This window comes from Thiomicrorhabdus chilensis DSM 12352 (genome assembly GCF_000483485.1).
Taxonomy (GTDB): Bacteria; Pseudomonadota; Gammaproteobacteria; order Thiomicrospirales; family Thiomicrospiraceae; genus Thiomicrorhabdus; species Thiomicrorhabdus chilensis.
The window spans coordinates 1,589,835-1,616,276 of the sequence record NZ_KI519609.1 but is presented as its reverse complement, the minus strand read 5'-3'; the positions used below and the strand labels follow the sequence as shown (position 1 = coordinate 1,616,276).

The 26,442-nt window shown below is 48.9% G+C and carries 25 protein-coding genes and 1 other RNA gene; 15 read left to right on the top strand and 11 right to left on the bottom strand.

The window, feature by feature from the left end:
- Nucleotides 1-53: 53 nt before the first annotated feature.
- From B076_RS0107790 to B076_RS0107770, 5 genes are all read left to right on the top strand, one after another.
- Entirely contained in the window at nucleotides 54-1,472 is a 1,419-nt protein-coding gene (locus B076_RS0107790) for a form I ribulose bisphosphate carboxylase large subunit (RefSeq protein ID WP_028486810.1), read from the top strand.
- Nucleotides 1,473-1,495: 23 nt separating this feature from the next.
- Nucleotides 1,496-1,849, top strand: coding sequence for a ribulose bisphosphate carboxylase small subunit (locus tag B076_RS0107785; RefSeq protein ID WP_028486809.1), 354 nt, complete (start codon nucleotides 1,496-1,498; stop codon nucleotides 1,847-1,849).
- 306 nt (nucleotides 1,850-2,155) lie between these two features.
- On the top strand, nucleotides 2,156-2,974 hold the full coding sequence (locus B076_RS0107780; RefSeq protein ID WP_028486808.1) for a CbbQ/NirQ/NorQ/GpvN family protein: 819 nt from the start codon (nucleotides 2,156-2,158) through the stop codon (nucleotides 2,972-2,974).
- Between the two features lie 90 nt (nucleotides 2,975-3,064).
- Nucleotides 3,065-5,398 carry a nitric oxide reductase activation protein NorD gene (locus tag B076_RS0107775; protein ID WP_028486807.1) on the top strand — a complete coding sequence of 778 codons (2,334 nt, stop codon included), beginning with the start codon at nucleotides 3,065-3,067 and terminating at the stop codon, nucleotides 5,396-5,398.
- Nucleotides 5,399-5,539: 141 nt separating this feature from the next.
- Nucleotides 5,540-6,073 (top strand): hypothetical protein, encoded by a 534-nt coding sequence (locus B076_RS0107770; protein ID WP_028486806.1) that lies wholly within the window; start codon nucleotides 5,540-5,542, stop codon nucleotides 6,071-6,073.
- A gap of 112 nt (nucleotides 6,074-6,185) precedes the next feature.
- On the opposite strand, the gene B076_RS0107765 is transcribed toward B076_RS0107770, so the two are convergent.
- Nucleotides 6,186-6,761, bottom strand: coding sequence for a hypothetical protein (locus B076_RS0107765; protein WP_028486805.1), 576 nt, complete (start codon nucleotides 6,759-6,761; stop codon nucleotides 6,186-6,188).
- A 392-nt stretch (nucleotides 6,762-7,153) separates the two neighbouring features.
- Between B076_RS0107765 and B076_RS12460 the strand changes: the two genes are divergently transcribed.
- Genes B076_RS12460 through B076_RS0107750 form a run of 3 tightly spaced genes read left to right on the top strand, consistent with a single transcriptional unit; the run spans nucleotide 7,154 to nucleotide 9,668 of the window.
- Nucleotides 7,154-7,576 carry a DUF3429 domain-containing protein gene (locus tag B076_RS12460; protein ID WP_038150486.1) on the top strand — a complete coding sequence of 141 codons (423 nt, stop codon included), beginning with the start codon at nucleotides 7,154-7,156 and terminating at the stop codon, nucleotides 7,574-7,576.
- Nucleotides 7,573-8,094 carry a CIA30 family protein gene (locus B076_RS12455; RefSeq protein WP_051347250.1) on the top strand — a complete coding sequence of 174 codons (522 nt, stop codon included), beginning with the start codon at nucleotides 7,573-7,575 and terminating at the stop codon, nucleotides 8,092-8,094. The genes B076_RS12460 and B076_RS12455 overlap by 4 nt, the downstream gene beginning before the upstream one ends.
- 14 nt (nucleotides 8,095-8,108) lie before the next feature.
- On the top strand, nucleotides 8,109-9,668 hold the full coding sequence (locus B076_RS0107750) for a cryptochrome/photolyase family protein (protein WP_245566340.1): 1,560 nt from the start codon (nucleotides 8,109-8,111) through the stop codon (nucleotides 9,666-9,668).
- 425 nt (nucleotides 9,669-10,093) lie between these two features.
- On the opposite strand, the gene B076_RS0107745 is transcribed toward B076_RS0107750, so the two are convergent.
- The 6 genes from B076_RS0107745 to B076_RS0107730 all read right to left on the bottom strand — a co-directional run bounded on the left by B076_RS0107745 (nucleotide 10,094) and on the right by B076_RS0107730 (nucleotide 14,757).
- On the bottom strand, nucleotides 10,094-12,151 hold the full coding sequence (locus B076_RS0107745) for a TonB-dependent receptor family protein (protein ID WP_028486803.1): 2,058 nt from the start codon (nucleotides 12,149-12,151) through the stop codon (nucleotides 10,094-10,096).
- Between the two features lie 145 nt (nucleotides 12,152-12,296).
- Nucleotides 12,297-12,452 (bottom strand): hemin uptake protein HemP, encoded by a 156-nt coding sequence (gene hemP / locus B076_RS13175; protein WP_084205732.1) that lies wholly within the window; start codon nucleotides 12,450-12,452, stop codon nucleotides 12,297-12,299.
- Nucleotides 12,453-12,831: 379 nt separating this feature from the next.
- Nucleotides 12,832-13,188: a transfer-messenger RNA gene (gene ssrA / locus B076_RS13170) on the bottom strand.
- Between the two features lie 30 nt (nucleotides 13,189-13,218).
- The gene (locus B076_RS13290; protein ID WP_157753539.1) at nucleotides 13,219-13,461 is read right to left on the bottom strand and encodes a hypothetical protein; all 243 of its coding nucleotides are present in this window, start codon (nucleotides 13,459-13,461) and stop codon (nucleotides 13,219-13,221) included.
- A complete protein-coding gene (gene smpB, locus B076_RS0107735; protein WP_028486802.1) occupies nucleotides 13,419-13,904 on the bottom strand; it encodes an SsrA-binding protein SmpB in 486 nt (161 codons plus the stop codon). The genes B076_RS13290 and smpB overlap by 43 nt, the downstream gene beginning before the upstream one ends.
- Before the next feature lie 139 nt (nucleotides 13,905-14,043).
- Complete coding sequence (locus tag B076_RS0107730; protein WP_028486801.1) at nucleotides 14,044-14,757, bottom strand: hypothetical protein; 714 nt, start codon at nucleotides 14,755-14,757, stop codon at nucleotides 14,044-14,046.
- Between the two features lie 251 nt (nucleotides 14,758-15,008).
- Here B076_RS0107730 and B076_RS0107725 point away from each other — a divergent pair, with 251 nt between their 5' ends.
- Both B076_RS0107725 and B076_RS0107720 read left to right on the top strand, forming a co-directional pair.
- The gene (locus tag B076_RS0107725; RefSeq protein ID WP_028486800.1) at nucleotides 15,009-15,440 is read left to right on the top strand and encodes a type II toxin-antitoxin system RatA family toxin; all 432 of its coding nucleotides are present in this window, start codon (nucleotides 15,009-15,011) and stop codon (nucleotides 15,438-15,440) included.
- A gap of 44 nt (nucleotides 15,441-15,484) precedes the next feature.
- Complete coding sequence (locus B076_RS0107720) at nucleotides 15,485-15,766, top strand: RnfH family protein (protein WP_028486799.1); 282 nt, start codon at nucleotides 15,485-15,487, stop codon at nucleotides 15,764-15,766.
- Nucleotides 15,767-15,810: 44 nt separating this feature from the next.
- Here the strand turns inward: B076_RS0107720 and B076_RS0107715 are convergent, their stop codons facing one another.
- Nucleotides 15,811-16,134, bottom strand: a complete 324-nt coding sequence (locus B076_RS0107715) for an outer membrane protein assembly factor BamE (protein ID WP_245566339.1) — start codon at nucleotides 16,132-16,134, stop codon at nucleotides 15,811-15,813.
- 266 nt (nucleotides 16,135-16,400) lie between these two features.
- Here B076_RS0107715 and fur point away from each other — a divergent pair, with 266 nt between their 5' ends.
- A complete protein-coding gene (gene fur / locus B076_RS0107710) occupies nucleotides 16,401-16,808 on the top strand; it encodes a ferric iron uptake transcriptional regulator (protein WP_028486797.1) in 408 nt (135 codons plus the stop codon).
- 266 nt (nucleotides 16,809-17,074) lie between these two features.
- On the opposite strand, the gene B076_RS12450 is transcribed toward fur, so the two are convergent.
- Nucleotides 17,075-18,190 (bottom strand): pyridoxal-phosphate-dependent aminotransferase family protein, encoded by a 1,116-nt coding sequence (locus B076_RS12450; protein WP_038150484.1) that lies wholly within the window; start codon nucleotides 18,188-18,190, stop codon nucleotides 17,075-17,077.
- A 95-nt stretch (nucleotides 18,191-18,285) separates the two neighbouring features.
- Between B076_RS12450 and B076_RS0107695 the strand changes: the two genes are divergently transcribed.
- From B076_RS0107695 to B076_RS0107680, 4 genes are all read left to right on the top strand, one after another.
- Nucleotides 18,286-19,722 (top strand): FAD-linked oxidase C-terminal domain-containing protein, encoded by a 1,437-nt coding sequence (locus B076_RS0107695; protein ID WP_028486796.1) that lies wholly within the window; start codon nucleotides 18,286-18,288, stop codon nucleotides 19,720-19,722.
- Nucleotides 19,722-20,678, top strand: a complete 957-nt coding sequence (locus tag B076_RS12445) for an FAD-binding protein (protein ID WP_051347247.1) — start codon at nucleotides 19,722-19,724, stop codon at nucleotides 20,676-20,678. Before B076_RS0107695 ends, B076_RS12445 begins: the two co-directional genes overlap by 1 nt.
- A 12-nt stretch (nucleotides 20,679-20,690) precedes the next feature.
- On the top strand, nucleotides 20,691-21,875 hold the full coding sequence (gene glcF, locus B076_RS0107685; RefSeq protein WP_028486795.1) for a glycolate oxidase subunit GlcF: 1,185 nt from the start codon (nucleotides 20,691-20,693) through the stop codon (nucleotides 21,873-21,875).
- Between the two features lie 135 nt (nucleotides 21,876-22,010).
- The gene (locus B076_RS0107680; RefSeq protein WP_028486794.1) at nucleotides 22,011-23,687 is read left to right on the top strand and encodes a formate--tetrahydrofolate ligase; all 1,677 of its coding nucleotides are present in this window, start codon (nucleotides 22,011-22,013) and stop codon (nucleotides 23,685-23,687) included.
- Between the two features lie 105 nt (nucleotides 23,688-23,792).
- Here the strand turns inward: B076_RS0107680 and recN are convergent, their stop codons facing one another.
- Together recN and B076_RS0107670 are read right to left on the bottom strand one after the other, a co-directional pair.
- Nucleotides 23,793-25,463, bottom strand: a complete 1,671-nt coding sequence (recN, locus tag B076_RS0107675; protein WP_028486793.1) for a DNA repair protein RecN — start codon at nucleotides 25,461-25,463, stop codon at nucleotides 23,793-23,795.
- A 16-nt stretch (nucleotides 25,464-25,479) separates the two neighbouring features.
- Nucleotides 25,480-26,355, bottom strand: coding sequence for an NAD(+) kinase (locus B076_RS0107670; RefSeq protein ID WP_028486792.1), 876 nt, complete (start codon nucleotides 26,353-26,355; stop codon nucleotides 25,480-25,482).
- Nucleotides 26,356-26,442: the final 87 nt, after the last annotated feature.

Sequence of the window (26,442 nt, the reverse complement as noted above, 5' to 3'; positions counted from 1 at the left end):
AACACTTGCACGTTCAGACTCATTTTTACTATCAAAATACAAAGAGGTAAAAGATGGCTAAGACTTATAATGCCGGTGTTAAAGAATACCGCGAAACTTATTGGATGCCAGAATACGAGCCTAAAGATTCAGACTTTTTGGCATGTTTTAAAGTAGTTCCACAGGAAGGTGTTCCTCGTGAAGAGATCGCAGCGGCGGTAGCAGCTGAATCTTCAACAGGTACTTGGACAACTGTATGGACTGACTTGTTGACAGACCTTGATTATTATAAAGGTCGTGCGTACAGAATTGAAGACGTTCCTGGTGACGACAACGCATTCTACGCGTTCATCGCATACCCAATCGACCTATTCGAAGAAGGTTCGGTTGTATCGGTTATGACTTCATTGGTTGGTAACGTATTCGGGTTCAAGGCATTACGTTCTTGTCGTCTTGAAGATATCCGTTTCCCACTTGCTTACGTTATGACTTGTGGTGGGCCTCCACACGGTATTCAGGTTGAGCGTGACAAAATGGATAAGTACGGTCGTCCAATGCTAGGTTGTACTATCAAGCCTAAGCTAGGTCTATCTGCTAAGAACTACGGTCGTGCAGTATATGAATGTCTTCGTGGTGGTCTTGACTTCACTAAGGATGATGAAAACGTTACTTCTCAGCCGTTCATGCGCTGGAGAGACCGTTTCCTATTCTGTCAGGATGCAATCGAAAAAGCACAAGCTGAAACCGGTGAGCGTAAAGGTCACTACCTAAACGTGACTGCTGGTACTCCAGAAGAAATGTACGAGCGTGCGGAATTCGCTAAAGAGATCGGTACTCCGATCATCATGCACGACTTCCTAACAGGTGGTTTCACCGCTAACACTGGTTTGGCTAACTACTGTCGTAAGAACGGTCTGTTGTTGCACATCCACCGCGCAATGCACGGTGTAATTGACCGTAACCCTCATCACGGTATCCACTTCCGCGTACTGGCTAAGGCTCTACGTCTATCTGGTGGTGATCACCTACACTCTGGTACCGTTGTTGGTAAGCTGGAAGGTGACCGTGATGCAACGCTAGGTTGGATCGACCTTATGCGTGACAGCTTCATCGCAGAAGATCGTGGACGCGGCATCATGTTCGACCAAGACTTCGGCGCAATGCCTGGTGTTATCCCAGTTGCTTCTGGTGGTATCCACGTATGGCACATGCCTGCTCTTGTCTCTATCTTTGGTGATGATTCTGTTCTTCAGTTCGGTGGTGGTACGCTAGGTCACCCATGGGGTAACGCAGCGGGTGCCGCGGCTAACCGTGTTGCTTTGGAAGCGTGTGTACAAGCACGTAACGAAGGTAAAGAAGTAGAGAAAGTTGGTAAAGAAGTGCTGACAGAAGCGGCTAAACACAGCCCAGAGCTTAAGATCGCTATGGAAACTTGGAAAGAAATCAAGTTCGAATTCGATACTGTAGATAAGCTTGACGTTAAGCATAAGTAATTGATGAATTAAGGAGATAAATAATGAGTCAAGTACAAGATTACCCATCACGTATTTCAGATCCTAAGTCACGTAAGGCAGAGACGTTCTCTTACCTTCCAAAAATGACTGAAGATCAAATCAAGGCGCAAGTTCAGTACATCATTGACCAGGGTTGGAACCCGGCGATTGAACACTCTGAGCCAGAGCGTGCATTCGATTACTTCTGGTATATGTGGAAGCTGCCAATGTTTGGTGAAACTTCTGCAGATGCGGTTATTGACGAAGTAAACGCTTGTATCAAAGCCAACCCAAACAACCACGTTCGTTTGATTGGTTATGATAACTATGCACAGTCTCAAGGTGCAAACATGCTGATCAAGCGTGGTGATATGTAAGAGATTTCTTGCAAGCTTCAGGCCTGAATAAGGCCTGGGCTTTCTAAGAAAGTTTACTATCTGGTTGTGTGGCGGTTTGATAACCGGCCATGCAACCCACAGAATTTATTAAATGAGGGTGCCATTGGGCTTCCCCTTGTTTTAAGCCGGTTTATCCGGACAGACTCTTACCTCCTGTTCGGATAAAAACGGTCAATCGGCCCCGAAACCGATTGGCCTTTTTTCTACTCAACTATTTAGACTTGCTGATTTGACCTGAGTGTCGGAGTCGGTAAATCTAAGTGATTTGATAAATGGAGAAGTCTGATGTCTGAAATCAACGCTATTGATCCACAACAATATGTTATTAAAGATGAACCTTTTTACCGTCCTGTAGCGGATGAGATTGAACTATTTGAATCGGGTTATGATTCACGTATGCCAATCATGCTTAAAGGGCCGACAGGATGTGGTAAATCGCGTTTTGTAGAGTACATGGCATGGAAGCTTGGTAAACCGCTGATCACCGTTGCCTGTAACGAAGATATGACAGCATCGGATTTGGTGGGGCGCTACCTGATCGATATCAACGGAACCCGCTGGCAGGATGGGCCTTTGACTGTGGCCGCACGTATCGGTGCCATCTGTTATTTGGATGAGGTGGTTGAAGCACGTCAAGATACAACGGTTGTTATCCACCCGCTAACGGATCACCGTCGTGTATTGCCTTTGGATAAGAAAGGTGAATTGGTTGAAGCGCACCCTGATTTCCAGTTGGTGATTTCATACAACCCAGGCTACCAGTCCATGATGAAAGACTTGAAGCAATCGACCAAACAGCGCTTTGGTGGATTCAAGTTCGATTATCCTGAAGAGTCAATCGAAGCCGATATCGTCGCCAAAGAAGCGGGAATCGATTTGGCTACGGCCGAGAAATTGGTGCAGATCGCACAGCGTTCGCGTAACTTGAAAGGTCACGGTCTGGATGAAGGGATTTCAACCCGTCTATTGGTTTACGCAGCGCAGTTGATCAACAAAGGGGTTGATCCTAAGAAAGCTTGTACGATGGCGTTGATCACTCCGCTTACGGATGATGACGATATCTTGGATACTCTGTTGACGACTGTGGATACTTTCTTCGAGTAATAATCCTCCAGCCCGCCAAGTCGGTATCCTGTTGCGATTCCGGTTGGCGTTGGTCGCGTGAATTATTGCTAATCAATGTGAGAAAGAACTATGAGTTTTGATATTGTAGAAGTCAAAGAATCGTTAATCGAAAGTGTTCCCCAGCTTGAGGAAATGCTCGATTCTCTGATTCAGGAAGCCTCACATTACATGAATGAGGCTTCTCGTGAGACCTGGTTGCAGAATGCTCAGGGGATTGCGTATTTAGGTAAAGGCCAGCAAGTGGTGGTCAGTTACCTTGAAGCGGTTCCGCAGGTCATCGCTAAGGTCGAAGACGAGATTCTGGATGATATTCTGGAAACCGTCATGAAACTATCATCGGTGACCTCCGGTGAAGTGGTTTCCCTGGTTTTGGATTCACTGCCGTTAGTGGCGGAAAGAACCGGTGACATCGACCTTCTCAGACAATATTTGGCGTTGATTTATCAAATCGGATCTAAAACCCCGCGTGGCTTGAGACCGATGTTGAATCTGATCGATGACTTGATGTCCAAATTGACCGTCTCCGGTTTGCGTCGCTGGGCTCAGTGGGGTGCGCAGGCTCATGCCCGTAACTTCAAAGCTCAGATGGACTATTTCGGCCTGATTTCGGAAGATTCCAAAGCGGTTTTCCAGCAGCAGCGTAAAGGCTCGTTGTTCATTGATCATCACCGTTCCATCAATTTCTATTTGCGTGCTTTTTGGGCGCGCGATTTCTTCATTCGTCCAGCAGCCGCCGACTTTGAAGATTTTAAGCCTTATTTTGAGAAAATGGCTTTGCACCTGCCGGATGCCTTGAACGATTTGGGCGACATCAAAGGTGTGGATCTGTATCGTGCCATGGCGGCTCATTTGGCCTCGCATATCGCTTATACTAAAGAGGCTATTTCAATGGAGCAGCTCAATCCGCAGCAGATGTTTTTCATCGAGTTGATTGAAGATGCGCGCGTTGAATACAACGCCATCAAACACTTCCCTGGGTTGAAAAACCTGTGGATGAAGGTGATTCGCGCCAGTATGGAAGAGAGCGAATTGGATCCGCGTTCTACGGCCGCCCGTCTGGAGCAGTTGGCGTTAGCGCTGATGGATAAGGATTATACGCTTGAAGACACTCAGATGCAGGTGGTGGCCGAGCGTTTCCACGAGCAGATTGAAGACAACCTGGACAATGAAAAGTGGTCTTGGGATGTGGGTATCTTGCTTTACAATGTACTGAACCAGGCGACCACCAAGTGGGAGTCGTTGACGGACATCAGTCGTTTACGTTTTGCCTATCGCGATGACAACCGTCTGGTTTGGGCCAGCGAAGAGTGGTCGGAGATGGAAGGCGGCGGAAGCGGTTATAAAGAAACCGTACGCAAGCACGTCTCGGTCATGGAGATGATCAATGAGATCGATTCCGAACTGTTGGATGTCGATCATGATGAAGTGTGGGTTCTGGGTTCCGAGTTTTTCCCATATGAAGATAACGGTATTTCCTATAACGAAATGGAAGGGGTGGAACCAATTTCCGATCCACACCATTATCACGAGTGGGATTACCGTGTACAGTTGAACCGCCCGAACTGGGTGACTTTATACGAGCATCGTGCCAAGAAGGGCGATCCGGAACTGTATGATCGGATTTTGGATGCCAATAAAGGCATTGCACACCGTATCAAGCAAATCGTTGATAAACTTCAAGCCGTGGGCTTGCAGCGTATTCGCCGCATTGAAGACGGGGATGAATTGGATTTGAACGCCTGTGTCGAAGCCATTACCTCGATTCGCATGGGGCAAGAGCCGGATCCACGTATCACCATGAAAAATGTCATTCGTTCGCGTGAAGTGTCGGTGGTTATTCTTCTGGATTTGTCGGAATCGACCAATGAAATGGTGACCGGTGCCGATAAGACGATCTTGGAAGTCACCCAGGAAGCGGCCATTTTGGTTTCACATGCCATTAACGGAATTGGTGACCAATTTGCGGTTCACGGCTTCTCTTCCGATGGGCGACATGATGTGCAGTATGTGCGTTTCAAACAGTTTGAAGAACCGTTTGATGCCGATGTGCATGCCAAGTTGGCCGGAATGCAAGGTGGCTTGTCGACCCGAATGGGAGCGGCCATGCGTCATGCGGGTTCTTATTTGGAGAAACAATCCAGTAAACAGAAACTGTTGTTGGTGATTACCGATGGCGAACCGGCTGATATTGACGAGAAAGATGGTCAGTATCTTAAGCAGGATGCGAAAAAAGCGGTGGAAGAGTTGCAGACTAAAGGGGTTTACTCCTACTGTCTGACAATCGACCAGTATGCCGATAAATATGTGCAGCAGATTTTCGGTCAGAACCGTTATGCGATCGTTGACGATGTCATGCGTTTGCCTGAAAAGTTGCCGACATTGTTCGCAAACCTGACGACATAACGACTTTACGTTACAAGCCGTTTCACTCAATAATCCCCGGTCAGGTTATGATATCTGTCCGGGGATTTTTTATAATGCATTTCAAAACATCGATTCTTAGTGCCGTTTTAGATTGGCCGTTTGAATTTAACAGGAAAAACAATGAACACAGAACAATTTATTGAAGCCTTAAACGCTTTATCAGACGATACGCTTCAAGCCATTCTCGAAGGTGCCGGATTGGTGGTATTTCAGGATAAGGGCCTGACTGTAGGCCGGGCTGAAGATGCGTACGTGATTTATGAATTGGGCGAAGAACAGTTTGAAAATGCCGCCGATTTGAAGGCTCATTTGATAGCCAGTGCGCAAGGAATGCTTCAAGAGTATTATCAATTCAATCCCATGAGTAAAGAATTTTTCAATCGCTCCGTGAACGATTTAATTCGTGAACACGGCGAAGAGAAGTTCATTTCCATGCCTGGAAAACAAGCAGAACTTAAAGTCTTTGTGGATAATGGCAAGGTGGTGGTTGAAGGCAGTGACAGCCCAAGGTTTAAGTATGGGTTTCATCTAACCTTAGCGGAGAAGATGTTGCCGCAAGCGGTGAGCAATAAGGTAAAGAATTGGGTTCAATCCGGTAGTGCTTATGATGACTATATCAGTGTGAACGTATGCCGTTTCAGTGCCATGGAATGATGAAATAGCGCTTGATCTACATCGCGTTTATTTTTATTCAAAGCAAAACGCAAAAGCCACCATAAGGTGGCTTTTGCGTTTTTATAAGTTGGTTTTGAAAAATGAAAACGCTCTATTGCAGTTGTTCTTTAGGAGTGCTGCTCATTTTCAATTTCAACAGTCGAATTTCTTTCTGGTTTTGTTTATCCCAGTAGATGTCTTGCATGGGTTCGCTGCGCAAGTGCTCGTAAGTTTCCTGCATATAATGCGTGCGTTCATCATGAAAACGCTTGAGTATTGAAATGTCCAGAGACCAGTGTTTAGGAAGCGCCACCGATTTGGTCTGCTGTTCTGATTTTAGTGAAGCCAGGCAGATCAAAGTGTCGTCTTTTAATTTTGTAAACTTGACGGTCAGCCATGGGCAAGGCACTTCCAATTCACCAAACTGGGTGAGCTTCACCACATCTTGAGCGGTTTCAGTGCCGCTTTCAATCGCCTTGTATTGTAAGCCAGCTTTTTCAAGTGCGTCCAAAAACTCATTGGCTTGTACCAGTGTCATGAAGCCGACTCTAAGCAGATGTTCATCTGAACAGACCGCCATTGGGTGCAACGTTTCCTCCACCGCTGCCAAGGCATTCAACGCCTCCTGATTTTCAAGCGCACGCGCTTTATTGATAATGACAGAATACCCTTCCACTAAAACGGCCATATTGTTTCCTAATTGTTTGATTTAATGCTTATTTTAACATTCTACGGCCTTGATTTTAATTGCAATCAGCGAGATTTAAAGCGTTTTTAGATAAGGAAATCCCATTTTGAAGGTGGGGGGTGACTGCCTAAAGAGGGCAGGCCTGTTTAAAAGCCTGTTATCGCTTAAATCTAATGCCATCCCTTTACTTAAAATTGTACAATGTATAATAGATGTATATGTTGTGTAGACAGGAGCTTAGAAAGAAAGACGTTGGATGTAATGGATTTCACATTATCTGTTCATTTGACGTTAAGACTTTCCCTTTTTTCCGTCTATGTTTGTAAGCCTGTAAGGCACAGGTTTAGATTTTTAATTCTATTTTTGAATTTCCAAGGAAAGGGGAGAGGTGAGTGCTATATAAAATTTTAGGATATGCGGGACTGATTCCATTTTTGGGTTTGGCCGGATTGAGTCATGTTGCTTTGTTTGAATGGGATGCCCAGTTGGTTTTGTTGAGTTATGCGGCGATGATCTTCAGTTTCCTGGGAGGTGTTTTATGGGGTGCTTCTGTGGTTTCGGCACGCGATGAAGAGCCCCGTATAGGGGTGTTATGGATCTCTGTCGTTAGCATGTTATGGGCTTGGGGTTGGCTCTTAGGGGCCTTCGAATGGCCGGATTTCAATTTCTTGTGGTTGGCCAGTGTCTCTTTCTTGTTGTTGTGGTTCTACGAGACACGTGCAATGGCGAAGACCTTTCCGTTTTTTTTCGTGCGCCTGCGCCGTGATTTAAGCTGGGTGGCCGCGTTGAGTCTGTTTATTGGAGGGTGGTCATGAGCCAGGTTTTTTATGAGTTGTTTGATCAAGCGAAAGTCGGAGACTCCGCCTCTGATCATCCGTGGAGGTTTGTGGGTGATCAGGTGATGGGCGGTTTGTCATCCGGTCTGATTGGTCCAATCACGGTTGATGGGGTCGAATGTGTGTGTCTTAGCGGCAATGTGAGCCTGGCGAATAATGGCGGGTTCATTCAGATGGCTTGGGACTTTTCTGAGGAACAGGCCGCTTACGGTTCGCAGTTTGACGGTCTTTATTTGGATGTGTTCGGCAATGGTGAGGGTTACAATCTGCACTTGCGAACCAGTCAGTTATGGCTGCCCTGGCAATCTTTTCGTTCGGGTTTTCGGGCTGAACCAGGCTGGCAGCGCCTGTTGTTTTCCTTCTCTGACTTTCAGTCCTATCGCACCTTTGTGCGTTTAAATGTCTCCAAGTTGAAGCGAATCGGCGTTGTGGCGATTGGCCGGGAATTTGAAGCTCAGGTCTGCGTCCGCAGTTTTGGGTTTTATTCGCAGAGCTGATGAAAGTGGAACAAGTGTCTAAAAAGTGTGATCAGAAAAAGTGGCGTTATCTGTGTTTGGTGTTCGGCGACCAGCTCAATCAAGACAGCGCCTTGTGGCAAAATTTCGATGTGCAGCAGGATTGTGTGTGGATGGCTGAAGTCAGGCATGAGTCAATAGACGTTGTGTCTTCGATGCAACGCACTTGGCTGTTTTTCTCAGCGATGCGGCATTTCGCAGAGGACTGTATTCAGCTTGGCAGGAGCGTGCTGTACCACTCAATTCAGGAAAAACACGCTTCATTTGAATCGGCTCTGGATGAGGATCTTAAAACCTATTCGTTTCGGGGAATCAAAGCGGTTTTGCCGGGAGATTGGCGGGTTCATCAGGCAATCTCCAAGTTCTGCGAAACACGTCAGTTGCCGTTAGAGTGGATGGAAGATCGGCATTTCATCAGTTTGCCGGGTGAATTTTCGACTTGGATCAAAAACAAGAAGCAGCCAAGAATGGAGTATTGGTATCGTTTTTTGCGTAAACGCACCGGCTGGTTGATGGATTCAGAGGGGCGGCCTATTGGCGGAAAATGGAATTACGATCAGGCCAATCGTCAGAGTTTTTCGAAGCAGGGGCCGGTTGATCTCCAGACGCCTATTGATTTGCCGATGGATGCTGTCACTCGCCAGGTTCGCCAGGACTTGGCAGAGCACCTTCCCGGTTTGGCCGCCGAAACTGAAACTTTGGTATGGCCGGTCACATCTGAGCAGGCCAAAGCCGTTTTTCAGGATTTTATTCGTCACCGTTTAAAGTCCTTCGGAGACTATCAGGATGCCATGTGGATTGGCGAGCCATGGTTGTTTCATTCGCGCCTTTCGACGGCATTGAACCTTAAACTATTAAACCCCCGTGAGGTGATTGAGTCTGCCATTGAGGTTTATGATCAGGGTGAGGTTGCATTGAATAGCATTGAAGGGTTTGTGCGTCAAATACTAGGCTGGCGTGAATATGTTCGCGGACTTTATTGGCGGTATCGCGACCAATGGTCCGAGATGAATGCCTTGCAAGCCGACCGCAACTTGCCGGATTTCTATTGGACCGGCAAAACGCGGATGCGTTGTATGAAGGAGTCCATAGGCCAGGTACTTGAATACGGCTATGGACATCACATCCAACGGTTGATGGTGACAGGCCTGTTCAGTTTGTTATATGGGGTGCGCCCTTCAGAGGTTGAGGCTTGGTACTTGGCCATGTATGTGGATGCGGTATCTTGGGTGGAGGTGCCCAATACCCTGGGGATGAGCCAATTTGCCGACGGTGGGATAGTGGGGTCAAAACCCTATATTGCCAGTGGTGCTTATATCGATCGAATGTCCAATTACTGCCAAGGGTGTGTCTATCACCCCAAGCAGGCCGAAACCGAGCAGGCCTGCCCATTTACCACTTTTTATTGGCATTTTGTGGACCGTCATTTTGAGAGGTTGCAAGGGCATCCGCGTTTAGGAATGCAAGCGGTCAATTGGCGTAATAAACCGGAGCAGCAACAGGCCGCAATTCGTAAGCGGGCAGAATGGCTGTTTGAGAATATCCAAAAGGTCTAAGTGACGCACAAAAATAGACAGCCGGGCTGGGCTTAAATCATGAGTTCTAAATGAGTTAGATTCAGCATGCATGAGTGGAACCTTGGGATAAAAAGCAAACTCTCTTCAGGGGGAGTAAAGAGAGTTTGAAGGAGTGTGAATGTTGGCTGTAAACCAAATTCCAGTCAAGAGTGTAAGGCTTGACCTTATGCACTTTGAACATCCTGAGCGTTTTGTTCAGGTAAATTGTATATTTATTGTATAGCTTGTGTCAAATAAAAAAATAAGCGTAAATGCATCGGTTTGGAGCAGTTTTTTTAGACAGTTGATTGGATTGAGTGAGCGGACCTGAAAATGAGCAGGCCTGTCAGGAAAGGCAAGGTGCCCCGGGATAAGGTGGTAAGCCTCAAAATGAGTTGGTTATCCCGGGTGAAGTTTAGACGTTGTTAAAATTGATAGCTTGCGCCCAGTTCAAAGCTGCGTGATGGTCCGGCATAAATACCCTGCCTTAGGCCGGCGATGTAGCGTTCATCCGTTAGATTCTTGACCGAACCGAACACCGCAAGTTGTTTGTTAAATTGATAGTGTGCATGCACATCAAAAGTGGTGTAAGCGTCCAGTTTCCCGCCCCAGATTCCGCCGGAGGCATCGGCGGGGATCGCTTCGGTGTTGGCGCTGTCGCCAAACTGTGAACCAGTGTGATGTATCGAGAGGGCGGTTTTCAAATCACCGTGGCGATAGCCCAATTCCATATTCGCGAGCCACTCGGGAGAGTAACTGATGCGGTTGCCGTCGTATTCACCGCCTACAAACTCAGAAGTTGGAATGTAGGTTAGGTTGGTATCCAAGGTAAATCCTCCGCCCAAATCGTAACCGACAGCGGCTTCCATTCCCTGATGAAGAGTTTTGCCACCGTTGGATTTGGAAAGGTTCGGATCGCTATTGCCATCTACGACTTGGTTGGAAAAATCCATTTGAAAGGCGGCGGCTTCATAGCTTAGGCGTTTGTTGCGGCCTCGAACACCAATCTCCATATTGACGGAACGCTCCGCCTCCAAGTCCTGATTGGTCAGGCCATCCAGTGCGACGCCGTTTTCAGCGGGAGAAAAGGCTTTGTAAATACCGGCAAACATCTGCGCCTCGGGTGAAATTTGATAGGTTGCGCCAATGCCGGGAAGCACTTCAGTATTGGAAGTGGATTCTTCGGCATTATTGTCGGTAAGCACCTTACGGGTCTGCTCGTAGGTTTCGATTCGCAATCCGGGCGTGACCGTTAAGCGTTCGTTGACAATAAAACGGTTTTCGGCAAACACGGCCAGACTATCGGCCGAGTCTTGTCGGTGACGATCGTTGATGCCCGTGCGGTCTTGGTCCCGCGTGGCGCGAATACGGGTGTCATTGGATTGTTCGTGTAACAGCCGTAAACCGATTTCAGCTTCGTTTTGAATGTCGAAGGTGTTATGGACAAAGCTCAGGCGCGAATCCAGTCCGATGCGTTCAAAGGATCGGTTGTTTCCGGTCAGGTCGTCGGTGTATACCCAGCGACCGGCTTGTGCGGATGCGGCACTGTCCACACTGTAACGCCAGTAGTCTCGGCTGACTTCGCTCCAATAAAGCACGGTTTTCAAAGTGGTGCTGTCATTGATGTCCCATTCGTGGTTGATATCAAACGCATCGCGTTCGGTCAAAAAGTAATCATCCGGGGCCGGATTGTAGGTTTTTCGATCCTGATAATCTTCCAGGAAAAGCCCGCGGTAGGAAATATTGGCCTGATTCTCATAGTGGCTGAATTTGATGCCAACCCACTGGTTGTTGCCAATTTCCATCCCGGCCTTGACCATCAAATCGTCCATTTTATAGTCTTTATTCTGAAATCCGTCGCTTTCTGCTTTGGTATAGATTAAGCCTGCCTGAGCGTCCCCGGAAGGAGAGCTGCCTCCTGCTTCAAGCGTCGCCTCCCTGAGACCGAATGATCCTGCGCGTCCTGAAATGGTCACACCGTCTTGTGGGGTTTTGGACTGGTAATTGATGACGCCGCCGATGGTCGAAGGCCCATAACGAAGGGAGGCGGCACCTTTAAGCACCTCAATGCTTCCAATGTGCTGAATGCGCGGGTTGTAATAACGGCCGTTACCAATGAATAGGCCGGGAGCCACCGGGACACCGTCTTCCAGAATCAAAGTTTTTTGTTCGGCCGAACTCAAACCCCGCAACCCAATATTGGCAACCACGGCAGTTTCCTCTTCGCCTTTAATATTGATTCCGGGCACTTTTCGCAACGCATCTTCGGTTGATAAGGGTTGCAGGAGTTGCAACTGTTCTTCTGTGACGATTGAGACGGAACCGGGTTGTTTGGAAATGCTGCTGGAATCGCTGCCAACCACATCAATGCGCGGTATTTTGGTTTTTTGTGGCGTGTCTTGGTTTTGAGCCATCGCCTGTCCGCTGATGACTGCGCTGAGACTGATCACTAGTGTTTTAAGGGCAAAGTTCGGATGTGCCATGGTGTTTTCCTTTTTTTAATTGAATACACACTTGGCTGGCTGGCCCTTTGATTGGGATGGCTGGCTGAGTTAGAAGTTAAAAGCGACTATCAGTGACTTTAGGAGAGTAAAAGTGCTTTTCGCTTTTCAGTTTTCGCTTTTAGATTTATTTAGTCAAAATCAGTTTATTTTCACGTGTGATGCGCAATTGGTAGAGTGATTGGCCGTGCTGTATTTGTATTTGGTTGTGCTCACCAAGCAATTCGCGGCTGTCGATCACTTTAACCGTCTCGGGCGTGGAATCTGGCTTTGTTGTTTTCATAAAACCTCATGCGGTTAGCTAAAGAAATTTAAAGCGTTAATCTAATTACGAATGAGAATAATACACAATTACATATTAAGGGTCAAACGTAATGAGCCGAGATAGTGAATTTATTTATCATTCACCATAAATAAATTGAGTGAGCTGGGGTGGTTGGGTGTTTATAAAGCGGGCGAAGAGAGCAAAGTGCACGTGAGGTGGCTGTAAGGTCAATCGTTGGGTTTTGATTAAACGTTAAAAATGTCTCTGTCAGAAGAGTGGGGGTGAAATGAGAGTGGGGCTTGTGTGGCTGAGTCTTCAGCGTTTGTAACTGATTGTATGGAAAGGTGTTTGGAATGATCAGACGCCACATGGTTTATGTGGCGTCTGGCCTGAAATTTGGTGGAGATGGGCGGAATCGAACCGCCGTCCGGAAAGCATCCATTTAAAACTCTACATGTTTATTTGGTCTATTGATTTAACTTCAATGCTGCCCGACCAGCAGGGATCACACAAAGCGAGTTTGTTAAGTTTAGCATCAAGCACCCAAACACGTACTTGACACGATCCTATGTAAGTCGATACAGCGGCAGGGGCCATAGGCAACGGGCCCGCGCTGCACCAGCGGGAATTAAGCCGCTAGAGCGTAGTTATCGTCGTTTGCAACTATAACTGTTTGAACTAAGATTTACGTGCATTGCTCAGGCACGACATGCATCTTAAACTTCAGTCTCCCCGTCGAAACCAGTACATCCCCTTAATTGGGAATCGTCAAAGTTGACGTTATTCAGAATCGGCAGGCCTGCTGATTTGTCAGCAGATGGGTTGATGTTTTGATCAGCCAATTTTCGCCAGGCGGTTCTGAAAAAGAGAAACCTGTTTTAGGTTTCCTAATTGTAAAAGAACGTGAATCGGCTAAGGGCTTTGTTAAAGGCCTTTTTGCCGGTTCGGGTATTATATAGGGTTTGATGGTGCGGTTTTCAAGTTTCAGCGTGTCATTTTCATGATTCTTTGCTTGTCGCGGTTCCATTCGCGCTCTTTTTCCGTGGCGCGTTTATCGTGCAGTTTCTTACCTTTAGCCAATCCGATTTCACATTTGACCTTGCCGTTTTTGCTCCAGTGCATGTCCAGCGGCACGACCGTATAACCACCGCGGTCAACCTGTCCCATCAGACGGTCGAGTTCACGACGGTGCATCAATAACTTGCGTAGGCGAAGCGGGTCGTGCACGCTGTGACTGGAGGCGGTAATCAGTGGCGTGATCTGAGCGCCAAACAGGTAAGCTTCGTTGTTTTTAAGTAACACATAGCTTTCCTTGATGTTGACCTTTCCGGCGCGAATGCTTTTGATCTCCCAGCCTTCCAAAGAGAGCCCGGCTTCGAAGGTCTCTTCAATGAAATAGTCATGGCGCGCTTTTTTGTTCTGCGCAATCTGACGCGAGGCGTCCTTTTTCTTTGCTGTTTTTTTCGCCATTGGAAATGCAATACCGTGGTCTGATCGTAAATAAGTGAGCCATTATACCAGCCTCGCCGGACTTCACCAATGTGTGTGGTCGGCGATTAATGCTGGAATCATAAGGATGAATGCGTGGTTTTCAAGTGGAATCATTTCTTCAGTCGATCAACTCGCGGCCGGTCAGGCAGAATTCAATCACTTCCGGTGGCACGGCTTGATTCAGGCGTTTGCTATCCAGTGTAAAACGGCGGTCCGGTGCATTGCGGCCATCCAGTTCCAGAATAAGCGGTTGTTGATTTTGTACGGCGGTTTTCAGCAGGCGGTAGGCATCGCGGGTGTCGGAATTGTTTTTAGCGTTACGAAAGCTGGGCATCTCTTTATAGTTAAAGGTAAAGTAGAAACTCATGCCTAACAGGCCTGCTGGTTTAGGGAGGTCGGTTTTAAACAGCTGGGTCAGATGCTTGTTCTGGCCGCCCACCAGAATATCCATGCTTTCGTCTTGATCACCGACACTAATTGTCAGGTCATGATCGGCATTGTAGATATAGCCGTGTTTGGCAAAGGAGGCGGCTTCGTTGGTGAGAGTGCCGTCCGAATCCTGGAGGTTTTTTTCGGTCTCCAGAAATTGCACACTAAAATTGGTGTAGTAAGGGCGGCAGCGAAGCAGGAAAGCCGGCTGGGTACGGAAGTTCTCCGGAATGAATAATATCTTGGCCTCATCAATCTTATCAGTGAAGTCATTGGCGCTGTAGGTCACCACAAAACTGTCTTTGACCAGCCCGTTGGCAGGTGGGTTTTCGATCACTTGATAGTCGCCGGCGGTTGCCGCAAAACTCAGGCTCATTAAGCCGATTTTAGCCAGATTTTTCATCGGTTTGGACTCCGTTTTTATGACACCAGGAGTTCGATTATAACGCATTTTCAAGAGATTTCTCGGACTCCGCTGAAGCCCGGGCTTGAGCTTTGGTATAATTCGCCAACGAATAGTATCGGTCCGTTTGTCAAACGTTTCGAATGATCGCCTCTGCCTGTTTTTTTGGCGGCTTTGAAAAGCGTTAATGCCAGATTGGTGACGTGTAAATGGATGTACCTTTTCACAAATATTGAATACTCAGAGAGTTTATGAAGAAAATTACCCGAACCGCCTTGCTGCCTTACTCTGCACGGCAAGTGTATGATTTAGTCAATGACGTGGCTTCTTACCCGGATTTTTTACCCTGGTGTGGTGGGGCGCAAGTCTTGTCACAAACTCCGCTGGAGATGCAGGCCCAGGTTACCATCTCTAAAGCTGGGATTCGCCAGACGTTTGAGACGCGCAATCATTTGGTGCCCGGCGAGCGTATCGAGATGCATTTGATTGACGGGCCTTTTAAAGCCTTGCGCGGTGAGTGGGAGTTTAAGGTGCTGGATGTGAATGCCTGTAAAATCCAGTTTGAGGTCGAATTCGAGGTCAGCAGCGGTTTGTTGAATGCCGCGATTGGCCCCATTTTTGAGCAGATATCCAATACCTTGGTGGACGCCTTTTGCGAACGCGCCAAACAGGTCTACAAGTGATTAAAAATACAGGGGTATGAATATGTCAGGGATGGGGAGACATTATGCGCATTGAAGTCGCTTATGCATTGCCGGATGAGCAGTTTTTGTTTGAGCAAGAAGTAGAAGAGGGCTGCACTATTGAGCAGGCTTTGAAGACGTCGAAACTGTTAGAAGAGTTTCCGGATCTGAATATCGACAAGGTTGGAATCTTCGGGCGTTTGATGCCGGTGGATACGCCATTGCGTGAAGGCGATCGTATCGAAGTTTATCGCCCATTGAAGGTTGATCCTCGTGAGCGCAGACGCCAGCAAGTCGAGGATGAACGCCGCCAGCCCAAAGCTTGATTTCGTGCGTGTTTCAGGTCAGAAACGGTCTTCCGCGGGGTGTATTAGTCCAGTTTGAGCTCAATCGGTTCTTCAGACGTTTTCCAAGTCTTGATCATGCCATCGGCGTCAAACTCGACCGTCAAACGCTTGATGGCGTCGGGATGAAAGCTGTCATCGGTGGTGTAGAAAGCATATTCCCAATGGTTTGGATTGAACGGGCTTTCCCCTAAAGGCGGGCCGCATAATTGACGGGTCTGGTCTTTGGTCAAACCTTCCTGTAGCAAACTGACCGCTTCATGAGAGATCACCGTGCCCTGGGTCAAAGTCGGTTTATAAGGTTCCAAAAAGGAACAGCCACTCAGCAAGCTGGTTGTTAAGCCAGCCACAAGCAGTGGCTTGACGCATTTGCGGAGAGGGTTGGAAATTGCATTAAAAACCGAGTTAAAGATTGGAATCATTTCTATTAATATTCTAGTTGGGCTGAAAATGGTTTATTATACACCGTATTCAACGATGTCTATGCGTCACAACTACAATAATAACGTATAAAAGAGACCTTTGCATCCATTCGGCTATGACACGTGTCGACGGGAGTCGGCTGATTAAGTTTGCTTAATGGCTGCAAAGATCTACATAAAAAATTGAGGTTCAAATGAGCGGTGCAGAACTGAAGAAGAAAGGCTTGAAAGTTACCTTGCCAAGATTGAAGATTTTGGAGATTCTTGAAAGCGCAGGGGAAGATCACCATTTAACAGCGGAAGACGTTTATAAAATTTTATTAGAGCAGGGCGAAGAAGTCGGGCTGGCGACCGTTTATCGAGTGTTGACCCAGTTTGAGCAGGCCGGCATTGTACGCCGTTTGAACTTTGAGAATAATATCTCTATTTTCGAGCTGGACACGGGCGATAACCATGACCATTTGGTGTGTTTGAAAAGCAGTAAAGTACGCGAGTTTGTTGACCCGGTTATCGAAGAGCGCATTCAGGAAATCGCCAAAGAAAACGGTTATGAGCTTTCCGGTCATAATCTGGTGATTTACGGCACCTTGAAAGACCAGTGAATAAGCCCTTGAGCGTTTCATAACCTGTCTAACGTAAGTTAGTCGGGATTGAAACGCACCACATAAGAACTGATTGAAAGCCACCTAACGGAACGTCCGTTAGGTGGCTTTTTTATTCTAATTTTGTCTGGTTTTCCTGACCCGCCTTTAAAATCAAGTCAAAAAGATAGATGCCCGTAAAGTATGAGCATAAAAAAACCAGGCCTGCTCATTTTAAGCAGGCCTGGTTTATTGGTGTCATGCCGATTCGTTTTAGGCTGGGCGAATTACTTGCCTAAAACCTTTTTAAGTGCGGCCAGACAGAACAAAACGTTCTCTTCTTTGGCGGAGAAGCCCATTAGGCCGATACGCCATACCTTGCCGGCAAAGTCACCCAGTCCGGCACCGATTTCCAGGTTGTAGGTGTTCAGCAGTTCCGAACGCACAGTCGCATCATCAAAACCTTCCGGAATCCATACCGAGTTCAGCTGAGGCAGACGTACCGATTCTTCCACTACGAATGTGATGCCCATCTCTTCCAGTCCGGCCTTTAATTTTTCGTGCATGGCAGCGTGGCGAGCCCAAGAGTTTTCCAGGCCTTCATTTTTAAGCATCACCAAGGATTCATGCAGGGCATAGAGTGCGTTCACCGGTGCGGTATGATGGTAGGCGCGTTTGGCCCCTTGTCCCCAATAACCCATGACCAGGTTCAAGTCCAGGAACCAGCTCTGAACTTTAGTCTTGCGGTTACGAACTTTTTGCAAAGCCGCTTCATTGAAGCTGACCGGAGAAAGCCCAGGAGTACACGACAGACACTTCTGGGTTCCGGAGTAGATGGCGTCCACGCCCCATTCGTCAACCTTAAGTTCCACGCCGCCCAGCGAGGTCACCGCATCGACAATGGTCAAGCAGTCATGTTGGTGGGCAATGTCACAGATGGCTTTCACATCGGAACAGGCACCGGTCGAAGTTTCGGCATGCACGAAAGCGACGATTTTCGCGTCGCTGTGTTCTTTCAATGCAGACTCAACTTTTGCAGGAGAAACGGCGCTTCCCCAGTCGTCATGCACTTCCACACAGATTCCGCCGGTGCGTTCAACATTCTCTTTCATGCGCATGCCAAACACGCCGTTGATGCAGACAATGACTTTGTCGCCCGGCTCGACCAAGTTGGCGAAACAGGTTTCCATGCCCGCCGATCCAGGAGCGGATACCGGCATGGTCATTTCATTTTCGGTCTGGAACGCGTATTTTAAAAGCTGCTTCAATTCATCCATCATGCGGACAAACTCAGGGTCCAAGTGGCCGATGGTCGGACGTGCCATCGCCGACAGGATTCGTGGATGAACATCTGAAGGGCCGGGGCCCATCAAAGTACGGATTGGTGGATTGAATGATTGCATAGCGTTCAACTTCCCTTACTTAAGGTTCCTACTTTTTCAGTAGGGTTATAAAAAAACTGGATGAAACTTGATTTAAATCAATTATAATCGTAATCATGAGCGTTATACAACAATTGATCAAAGCCCTGCCGCAGGACCGGGTGATCTTCGACACAGAGCAGTGTTCTCCTTATGAATGTGATGGCCTTTCCGCTTATCGGGAAAAGCCGATGGCGGTAGTACTGCCCGCCAATGTGGAAGAGGTGAAGACCGCATTGAGGATCTGCAAGGAACATCAGGTTCCGGTGATTACCCGTGGCTCCGGAACCGGTTTGGCAGGAGGCGCTTTGCCGTTGGCGGACGGCATCGTGCTTGGGTTGTCGAAAATGAACCAGATTCTGCATGTCGATCCGCTGGCTCGCACCGCCGTGCTCCAGCCGGGCGTTCGCAATATCTCCGTGACCCAGGCTGTGGAACCTTATGGGCTGTACTATGCGCCCGATCCTTCCTCGCAAGTTGCCTGTTCGATTGGCGGCAACGTCGCCGAGAATTCCGGCGGAGTTCACTGTCTGAAATACGGTTTGACCGTGCATAATGTGTTGTCGATCACCGTCATCAATATGAATGGCGACATTTTGGTGTTGGACGAAAAGGACGACGGTGTCGATCTGCTGGCGCTTTTGAACGGTTCCGAAGGCTTGCTGGGCGTGATTGTCGAGGTTAAGGTCAAATTGCTTCCCAAGCCGGATACGGCGCAATTGGTGATGGCCGGATTCGATTCGGTCGGCGCCTGCGCCGATGCCGTCACTACGGTGCTGGAACAGGGGATTATTCCGGCAGGGCTGGAGATGATGGATAAATTCTCGATTATGGCGGCCGAGGAGTACGCCAAGGTCGGTTATCCTTTGGAAGCCGAGGCTTTGCTGTTGTGTGAAGTGGACGGCAGTTTCGACCAGGTCAAGGTCGATACCCGACGCATTGCCGACATCCTTACTCAAAGTGGTGCTACCACCATTACCGTTTCGCAAAACGAAGCCGAACGCATCGCCTTGTGGCAAGGCCGTAAAAACGCCTTTCCGGCGGTGGGGCGTTTCTCGCCGGACTATTACTGTATGGACGGCACCATTCCGCGCAAACGCTTGGCTTATGTTTTGCAGGAGATCGAGAAACTCTCGCAGAAATATCAGCTGGAAGTCGCCAATGTGTTTCACGCCGGAGACGGCAACTTGCACCCGTTGATTCTGTATGATGCAAACCAACCCGGTCAGCTGGAACAGACCGAAAAATTTGGCGCCGAAATCTTGAAGTTGTGCTTGGACGTGGGCGGCACCATTACCGGCGAACACGGTGTTGGCGTGGAAAAATTGGATTCGATGTGTCATCAGTTCGATACGGCCGAGTTGGAGATTTTCCATGCAATCAAACAGGTGTTTGACGACACAGGCCTGCTCAATCCCGGGAAAGCGGTGCCGACCTTGCACCGCTGTGCCGAGGTCGGGCAGATGCATGTGCACAACAATCAGTTGCCTTTTCCAGAATTGGAGCGTTTTTAATGGCCGATGTGTTTACCCAACAGTTGTCTGAACAAATCCAGCAGGCGGTGTCCGAAAAACGCACCTTGCAGGTGGTCGGCAATAACAGTAAGGTGCCGCTTTCCGAGGGTGTCGAAACGGTCGAGTTGTCTAAAAACAGCGGGATTGTCTCTTATGAGCCCTCTGAATTAGTGGTGACGGTCAAATCCGGCACCAAGTTGACCGACTTGAGTGCGGCGTTGGCGGAACGCAAACAGATGCTGGCATTTGAGCCGCCGGATTATGGCGATTCCACCATTGGTGGTACCTATGCCTGCGCGTTGACCGGGCCGTCTCGACCTTTTCGTGGGGTATTGCGCGATTTTGTACTGGGTACCAAAATGATGGATGGCCGAGGCCAGTCGCTGACTTTTGGTGGGCAGATGATCAAGAACGTCGCCGGTTACGATGTCTCCAGAATGATGGCCGGTTCCAAAGGGTCGATGGCGGTGATTACCGAATTGAGTCTTAAAGTCATGCCATTGGTGGAGGAGGTGACCTATTGCCGAGCCATGCCGGAAGCCGAAGCGATTGTGCTGATGAACCAGATGGCCGGCACGACTTTGCCTTTATCCGGTTGTGCTTATTATGAAGGGCGTTTTTATTATCGTGTGTTTGGCGAGCATCCCAAACAGGATGCTACTCCTTGCAGTAATGACGTTTGGCTGACCTTGAATCCGTTTCAACCCAAGCTGCAGCCAAATCAGAAATTGTGGCGTGTCGATACCGAAGGCCCGGCTCCGTCGATTCCCAATACCCTGGCCGTCGGAATGTGCGGGCAGCGCCGTTGGGTGCTCAGTGACGAAGCGCCGGCTCCCTATTCGACTTTGTGGCAGAGCTACTTTGCCCCGCGTCATAATGACACCGATCCAATCTCTAACATCAAAACGGGATTGAAGCAGGTGTTTGATCCTCATAATGTGTTTAAGAATCTATAATCCGTCCATTTTATGCAAACTCAAATCCCCGTTGACCTATTAAAAACCGAAACCGGCAAAACAGCCGATAAGATTCTGCGCTCGTGCGTGCATTGCGGCTTCTGTCTGTCGGCCTGTCCGACTTACGGACTGCTGGGCGACGAGCTGGATTCTCCACGTGGGCGCATCTATCTGATCAAAAATGCTCTGGAGGGTAAAGAGGTAAGTGACGGCTCTTTGGTGCATTTGGATCGCTGTCTTACTTGCCGTTCCTGTGAAACCACCTGTCCTTCGGGGGTAGAATATGGACACTTGCTGGACATCGGACGCGAGTTTATCGAACAAAAAAGTCCAAGGCCCTTGCCTCAGAGAGTGATGCGCTGGAGTGTGCGTAAAACCTTGACCTCTCCCGGTTTGTTTAATTTATTAACCACCTTGTGGCCGTTTGCGCGTCATTCCAGGGCCGACTCCAAACTCAAAAAACTGGTTGAGGCCGCGCAGACTCAACCTTTCCCGAAACAGGTACTGTTGATTTCAGGTTGTGTGCAGCCGTCATTGGCCCCCAATATCAATCTGGCGACACGCAATGTCCTGCACAAGTTGGGAGTTGGGGTGATTGAAACCCCGCAACAGCAATGCTGCGGAGCGGTGGATCACCATCTGTCAGGATCCGAGGATGCCTTGGTTAAGGTCAAACGCAATATCGATGCCTGGTTGTCCGAATTGGATCATGGAGCCGAAGCGATCATTTCCAATGCCAGCGGCTGCGGGGTGATGATTAAGGATTACGCCCACCTGCTCAAAGAAGATCGTGAATATGCTCCAAAAGCGCAACGCATCGTCGAACACACCATGGATATTTCCGAATATCTGCTACAGCAAGACCTTAGCGCCTTCAAGCGTGAGACCAATCAGAATGTGGTATTCCAGTCTCCTTGCACCTTGCAGCATGGCCAGAAACTGGCAGGCCTGGTTGAAAAAACCTTGGTCGATCTCGGGTTTAGACTGAACCCAGTGGCCGACGCGCACCTGTGTTGCGGATCGGCCGGAACCTATTCGATTTTTCAGAAAACATTGTCCCATCAATTGCGTGACAACAAATTGAAGAACCTGCTAAAGGATGAACCGGAGGTGATTGTCACCGCCAATATCGGTTGTCTGATGCATCTGCAAAACGGCACTAAGACACCGGTCAAACACTGGATAGAACTTTTATAAGGGATTTCCGTTGGCAGCTGAAAAATCTGTTCGGAGTTTGGTAAGCTCTGATTTTTCAACCTGTGACAGAAATTAAAACACAACTCGGTCATCGGGGGGCTGAGGCACAACGCATAGACTACAAAGGAAAACGTAATGTCGGATATTGAAATTGCACAAAATGCCAAAATGAAACCCATTATCGAGTTGGCCGAAGAGGCGTTTGGAATTCCTGCCGAGCATTTGGATCCTTATGGGCATTACAAAGCCAAACTTTCTTTGGATTATGTGGACAATTTGTCACACCGCAAAGAAGAGGGCAAGCTGATTTTGGTGACCGCCATCAGCCCCACACCGGCCGGTGAAGGTAAAACGACCACGACGGTGGGGCTGGGTGACGCTTTGAATCGCATCGGCAAAAAGACCATTATGTGCCTGCGCGAACCCTCTTTAGGGCCATGCTTTGGTATGAAAGGGGGCGCGGCCGGCGGCGGTTATGCGCAGGTGGTGCCGATGGAGGACATCAACCTTCACTTTACCGGTGATTTCCACGCAATCGGCGTGGCGCATAACCTGTTGGCGGCGATGATCGACAATCATATCCATCACGGCAATGCGCTGGGCATCGACGCGCGACGCGTCAAATGGAAACGTGTGGTGGACATGAACGACCGCGCCTTGCGTGACATTACCGTTGGTCAGGGCGGCCCGGCCAACGGCTACCTGCGCGAAGATGGCTTTGATATTGTGGTGGCTTCCGAGGTCATGGCGATTCTGTGCCTGGCTACCAATCGTGCCGATCTTAAAGAACGCTTGGGGCGCATTGTAGTGGCCTATAAAAGTGATGGCAGCACGCCAGTTTACGCCAGCGATTTGAAGGCCGACGGGGCCATGGCCGCGCTCTTGAAAGATGCCATTAAACCCAACTTGGTGCAGACTTTGGAAAACAATCTGGCAATTGTGCACGGCGGCCCCTTTGCCAATATCGCGCACGGATGCAACTCCGTTACTGCTACCCAGACGGCCTTGAAATTGGCCGATTATGCGGTGACTGAAGCTGGATTTGGCGCCGATTTGGGAGCGGAGAAGTTCCTTAACATCAAGTGTCGTTCTGCCAAGTTGAAGCCTTCCGCCGTGGTGTTGGTGGCGACCGTTCGTGCCCTAAAATATCACGGCGGGGTGGAAAAAGATCATCTGAACCAGGAGAATCTGCCGGCTTTGGAGGTCGGTTTTGCCAATTTGGAACGCCACTTGCATAATGTGACCGTTAATTATGGCTTGCCCGCAGTGGTGTGCATCAACCATTTCACTTACGATTCCGACGCCGAGACCGATCTGTTGATTCAGAAATGTGAAGCGCTTGGGGTGAAGTGTGTGGTCTCCAAGCATTGGGCGCAAGGTGGCGCCGGAGCCGAAGAGTTGGCTCGTGAAGTGATTCAGATCGTCGACAATCGCGAGCCTGGTTTTGAATATCTGTATGAAGATGCGCTGCCGATCTGGGAGAAGATCGAGACCATTGCCACCAAACTCTATGGCGCCAGAGAGATCGTCGCCAGCGTGAAGGTACGCAATGAAATTGAGCGTTTGCAGCAGAAGTATGGTGATCTGCCGGTCTGCATGGCCAAAACACAGATGTCATTCTCCACCGATCCGAACGCCAAAGGCGCGCCGAGCGGTCATACGGTTGAAATCAGCGACATTAAATTGGAAAATGGAGCGGGCTTTATCGTGGCAATTGCCGGCAATATGATGACCATGCCAGGCCTGCCCAAAGTACCGACGGCCGAGAAAATCGACATTTCCGATGAGGGCGTGATTACCGGTTTGTTCTAAACAGATTGCTAAACCGGTTATCGGCTTTTGAAACTGAACAGGCCTGTTCAGTTTCATTCAACGGTTTTGAGTCGCCTTTAGCCGTTATGTAAATTTAAATAAGTCTCAAGTCGTTTTCTGTTGCGCGACCTTGAGCATCTCCTGGGCATGGTTGCGGGTTTGCTCGGTGATTTTCAACCCGCCCATCATGCGCGCCAATTCTTCAATGCGTCCGTTTTCATCCAGTTCCATGACATGAGTAAAGGTTTGATCTGCTTCGGTCTGTTTGCTGATATGCAGATGACAATGCCCGTGGGAGGCCACCTGAGCCAAGTGGGTGATGGATAGAATCTGTTTGTGCTGACCCAGCTGGCGCATTTTCTGTCCGACCACTTCGGCAATGCCGCCGCCGATGCCGACATCGACCTCGTCGAAAATCAGCGTCGGCAAGCTGGCCACCTCGGCGGTTGCGACCTGAATCGCCAGGCTGATGCGCGACAGTTCTCCGCCGGAGGCGACCTTGGCGAGCGCTTGTAAAGGCTGACCTTTGTTGGCGGTGACCCGGAATTCGACCTTGTCTAGGCCTGTTGCACTGGCTGTAGCACTCTCGTCCAATCGCACTTCAAATTGGCCGTTGGGCATGCCCAATTGCTGCATGCCGTCGGTGACGATTTTGGCGAGTTTTTTGGCTGCTTTGTGACGCGATTGGCTCAACGCCTTGGCGGCTGTCTGGTAATCCGACCAGGCCTGCTCGATTTCCGTTTTGAGTTCATCCACCGATTGATCTGAGGCCTCCAGTTCTTGTAACGACTGTTCGATTTGTTGCTGTTTTTCGATCAGCTCTTCCGGATCGATGTGGTATTTTTTGGCCAGTCCGAACAGTTGGGTAAGGCGCTCATCGATGGTTTGCAGATAAAGCGGATCGATCTCGACCGATTCGGCCTGGCTTTGGATTTCGCTGGCGGCTTCCTGCGCTTCGATCAGGGCGCTGTTGAGTTGTTTCAGGCTGCTTTCCAGTGCAGGACTAAAGTCGATGATACTTTCCAGTTCGTGAATCGCCTGATTAAGTTGGTCGGATGCGCCTCGTTCGCCTTCAATAGCCTCATAGGCATTCTGACAGGCCTGCTTGATTTCGCTGGCGTGGGACAGTTTGCTCTGTTCTTCCGAGAGTTCTGCAAACTCCCCTGGCAGCGGGGCGGTCTCTTCAAATTCATTGTGCTGGAACTGCAGAAGTTCCAATTTACTATGAAAGTCGGCCTGATCGCTCAGTAAGTGATCCAGCTTGTGTTTTAGACCTTGCCAGTGCTTAAAATAGTTTTTGCTCGAATCGAGCAATTTCGGGTGGTTGGCGTAGGCGTCCAGCAGGGTGAGCTGTTGATGACCGCTAAGCAGTGATTGATGTTCATGTTGGCCGTGAATGTCAATCAACAGGTTACCGATGCTTTTCAACTGGCTGGCCGGAATCGGTCGGCCGTTGATATAAGCTTTGGAGCGACCTTCGGAGGTGACGGTGCGGCGCAGATAGCACTGCCGGTCGTCGTCAAGTTCCTGCTCTATCAGCCAGTCCTGCACGTGAGGCAGTTGTTCCAAGTCGAACAGGGCGCTGACATCCGCTCTTGCGGTGTTGTGACGTACCAAGGCACTGTCGGCGCGTTCACCTAAAGCCAGTCCCAAAGCGTCCAGCAAAATGGATTTCCCCGCTCCGGTTTCGCCCGTCAGGGTGCTGAAGCCGTTTTTGAAGTTCAGGGTCAGGTTTTCAATCAGGGCTAAATTCTGAATAGAGAGTTCTTGCAGCATAGTCGAGTGTCGCTTCCTATAATTTGTCGCCCCAGCGCAGCTTGGCGCGGAGCAACTCAAAATGATCATGTCCCTTGGGATGCAGCATTTTAATGAATTTTGGATTTCGGGTTACAAAAGTCCGGTGCTGGGCTGCAATGTTGTGGGTCAATTGGCCGTCACAAATGATTTGCGCCACACCGTCACAGTTTTCGTGCGGGCGCAATTCCACCTCACTTTCGCCGGAGATTACGTACGGACGGGTGCTCATGGTATGTGGGTTGATCGAAACCAGTGAAATTGCATCCAGGTTAGGGTCCAGAATCGGGCCGCCGGCGGACAGGGCATAAGCGGTTGAGCCGGTCGGGGTTGCAATGATCATTCCGTCGGAACGCTGGCTGTTGAGAAAGCGGCCGTCCACAAAGGTTTCAAATTCGATCATGCGCGGCGAATCGGTTTTGTGGATGACTACGTCGTTGAAGGCACGCTGCTCAAAGACTTTGTTTTCGCCTTCGTAAATGCTGACTTTAAGCAGGTTTCGCTGTTCTTCTTCGTAGACGCCGGAAAACACCTCCTCGAGCGTGGTGATCATGTCGTCCGGAGAAATGTCGGTCAAAAAGCCGAGACGTCCGAGGTTGATACCCAGAATGGGGACATCGTCATCGACGATGGCGCGTGCCACATCTAAAAACGTTCCGTCGCCGCCCACTACGATTGCCAAATCGATTCTCTTGGATAGCTGGTCACGAGCGACGATTTCGATTTGGTAGCGTTCGGCGGGAAAGCAGTGGCACGAGGTGTCGTCTAAATATACGGATTTGGATTTGGATTGCAGGTATTGAAGCAGGGTTTCAATATTCTCCCAGCATTGCTCCCCCGCGTATTTGCCAAAAATACCGATTTTCTGGAACATTGTTTCGATTGTCCTTTGCAGAAAGAGCTGAAAAAAGCCGCTAAAAACCTATAAAAAACTTATAAAAAACCAAGCAGGCCTTGAATA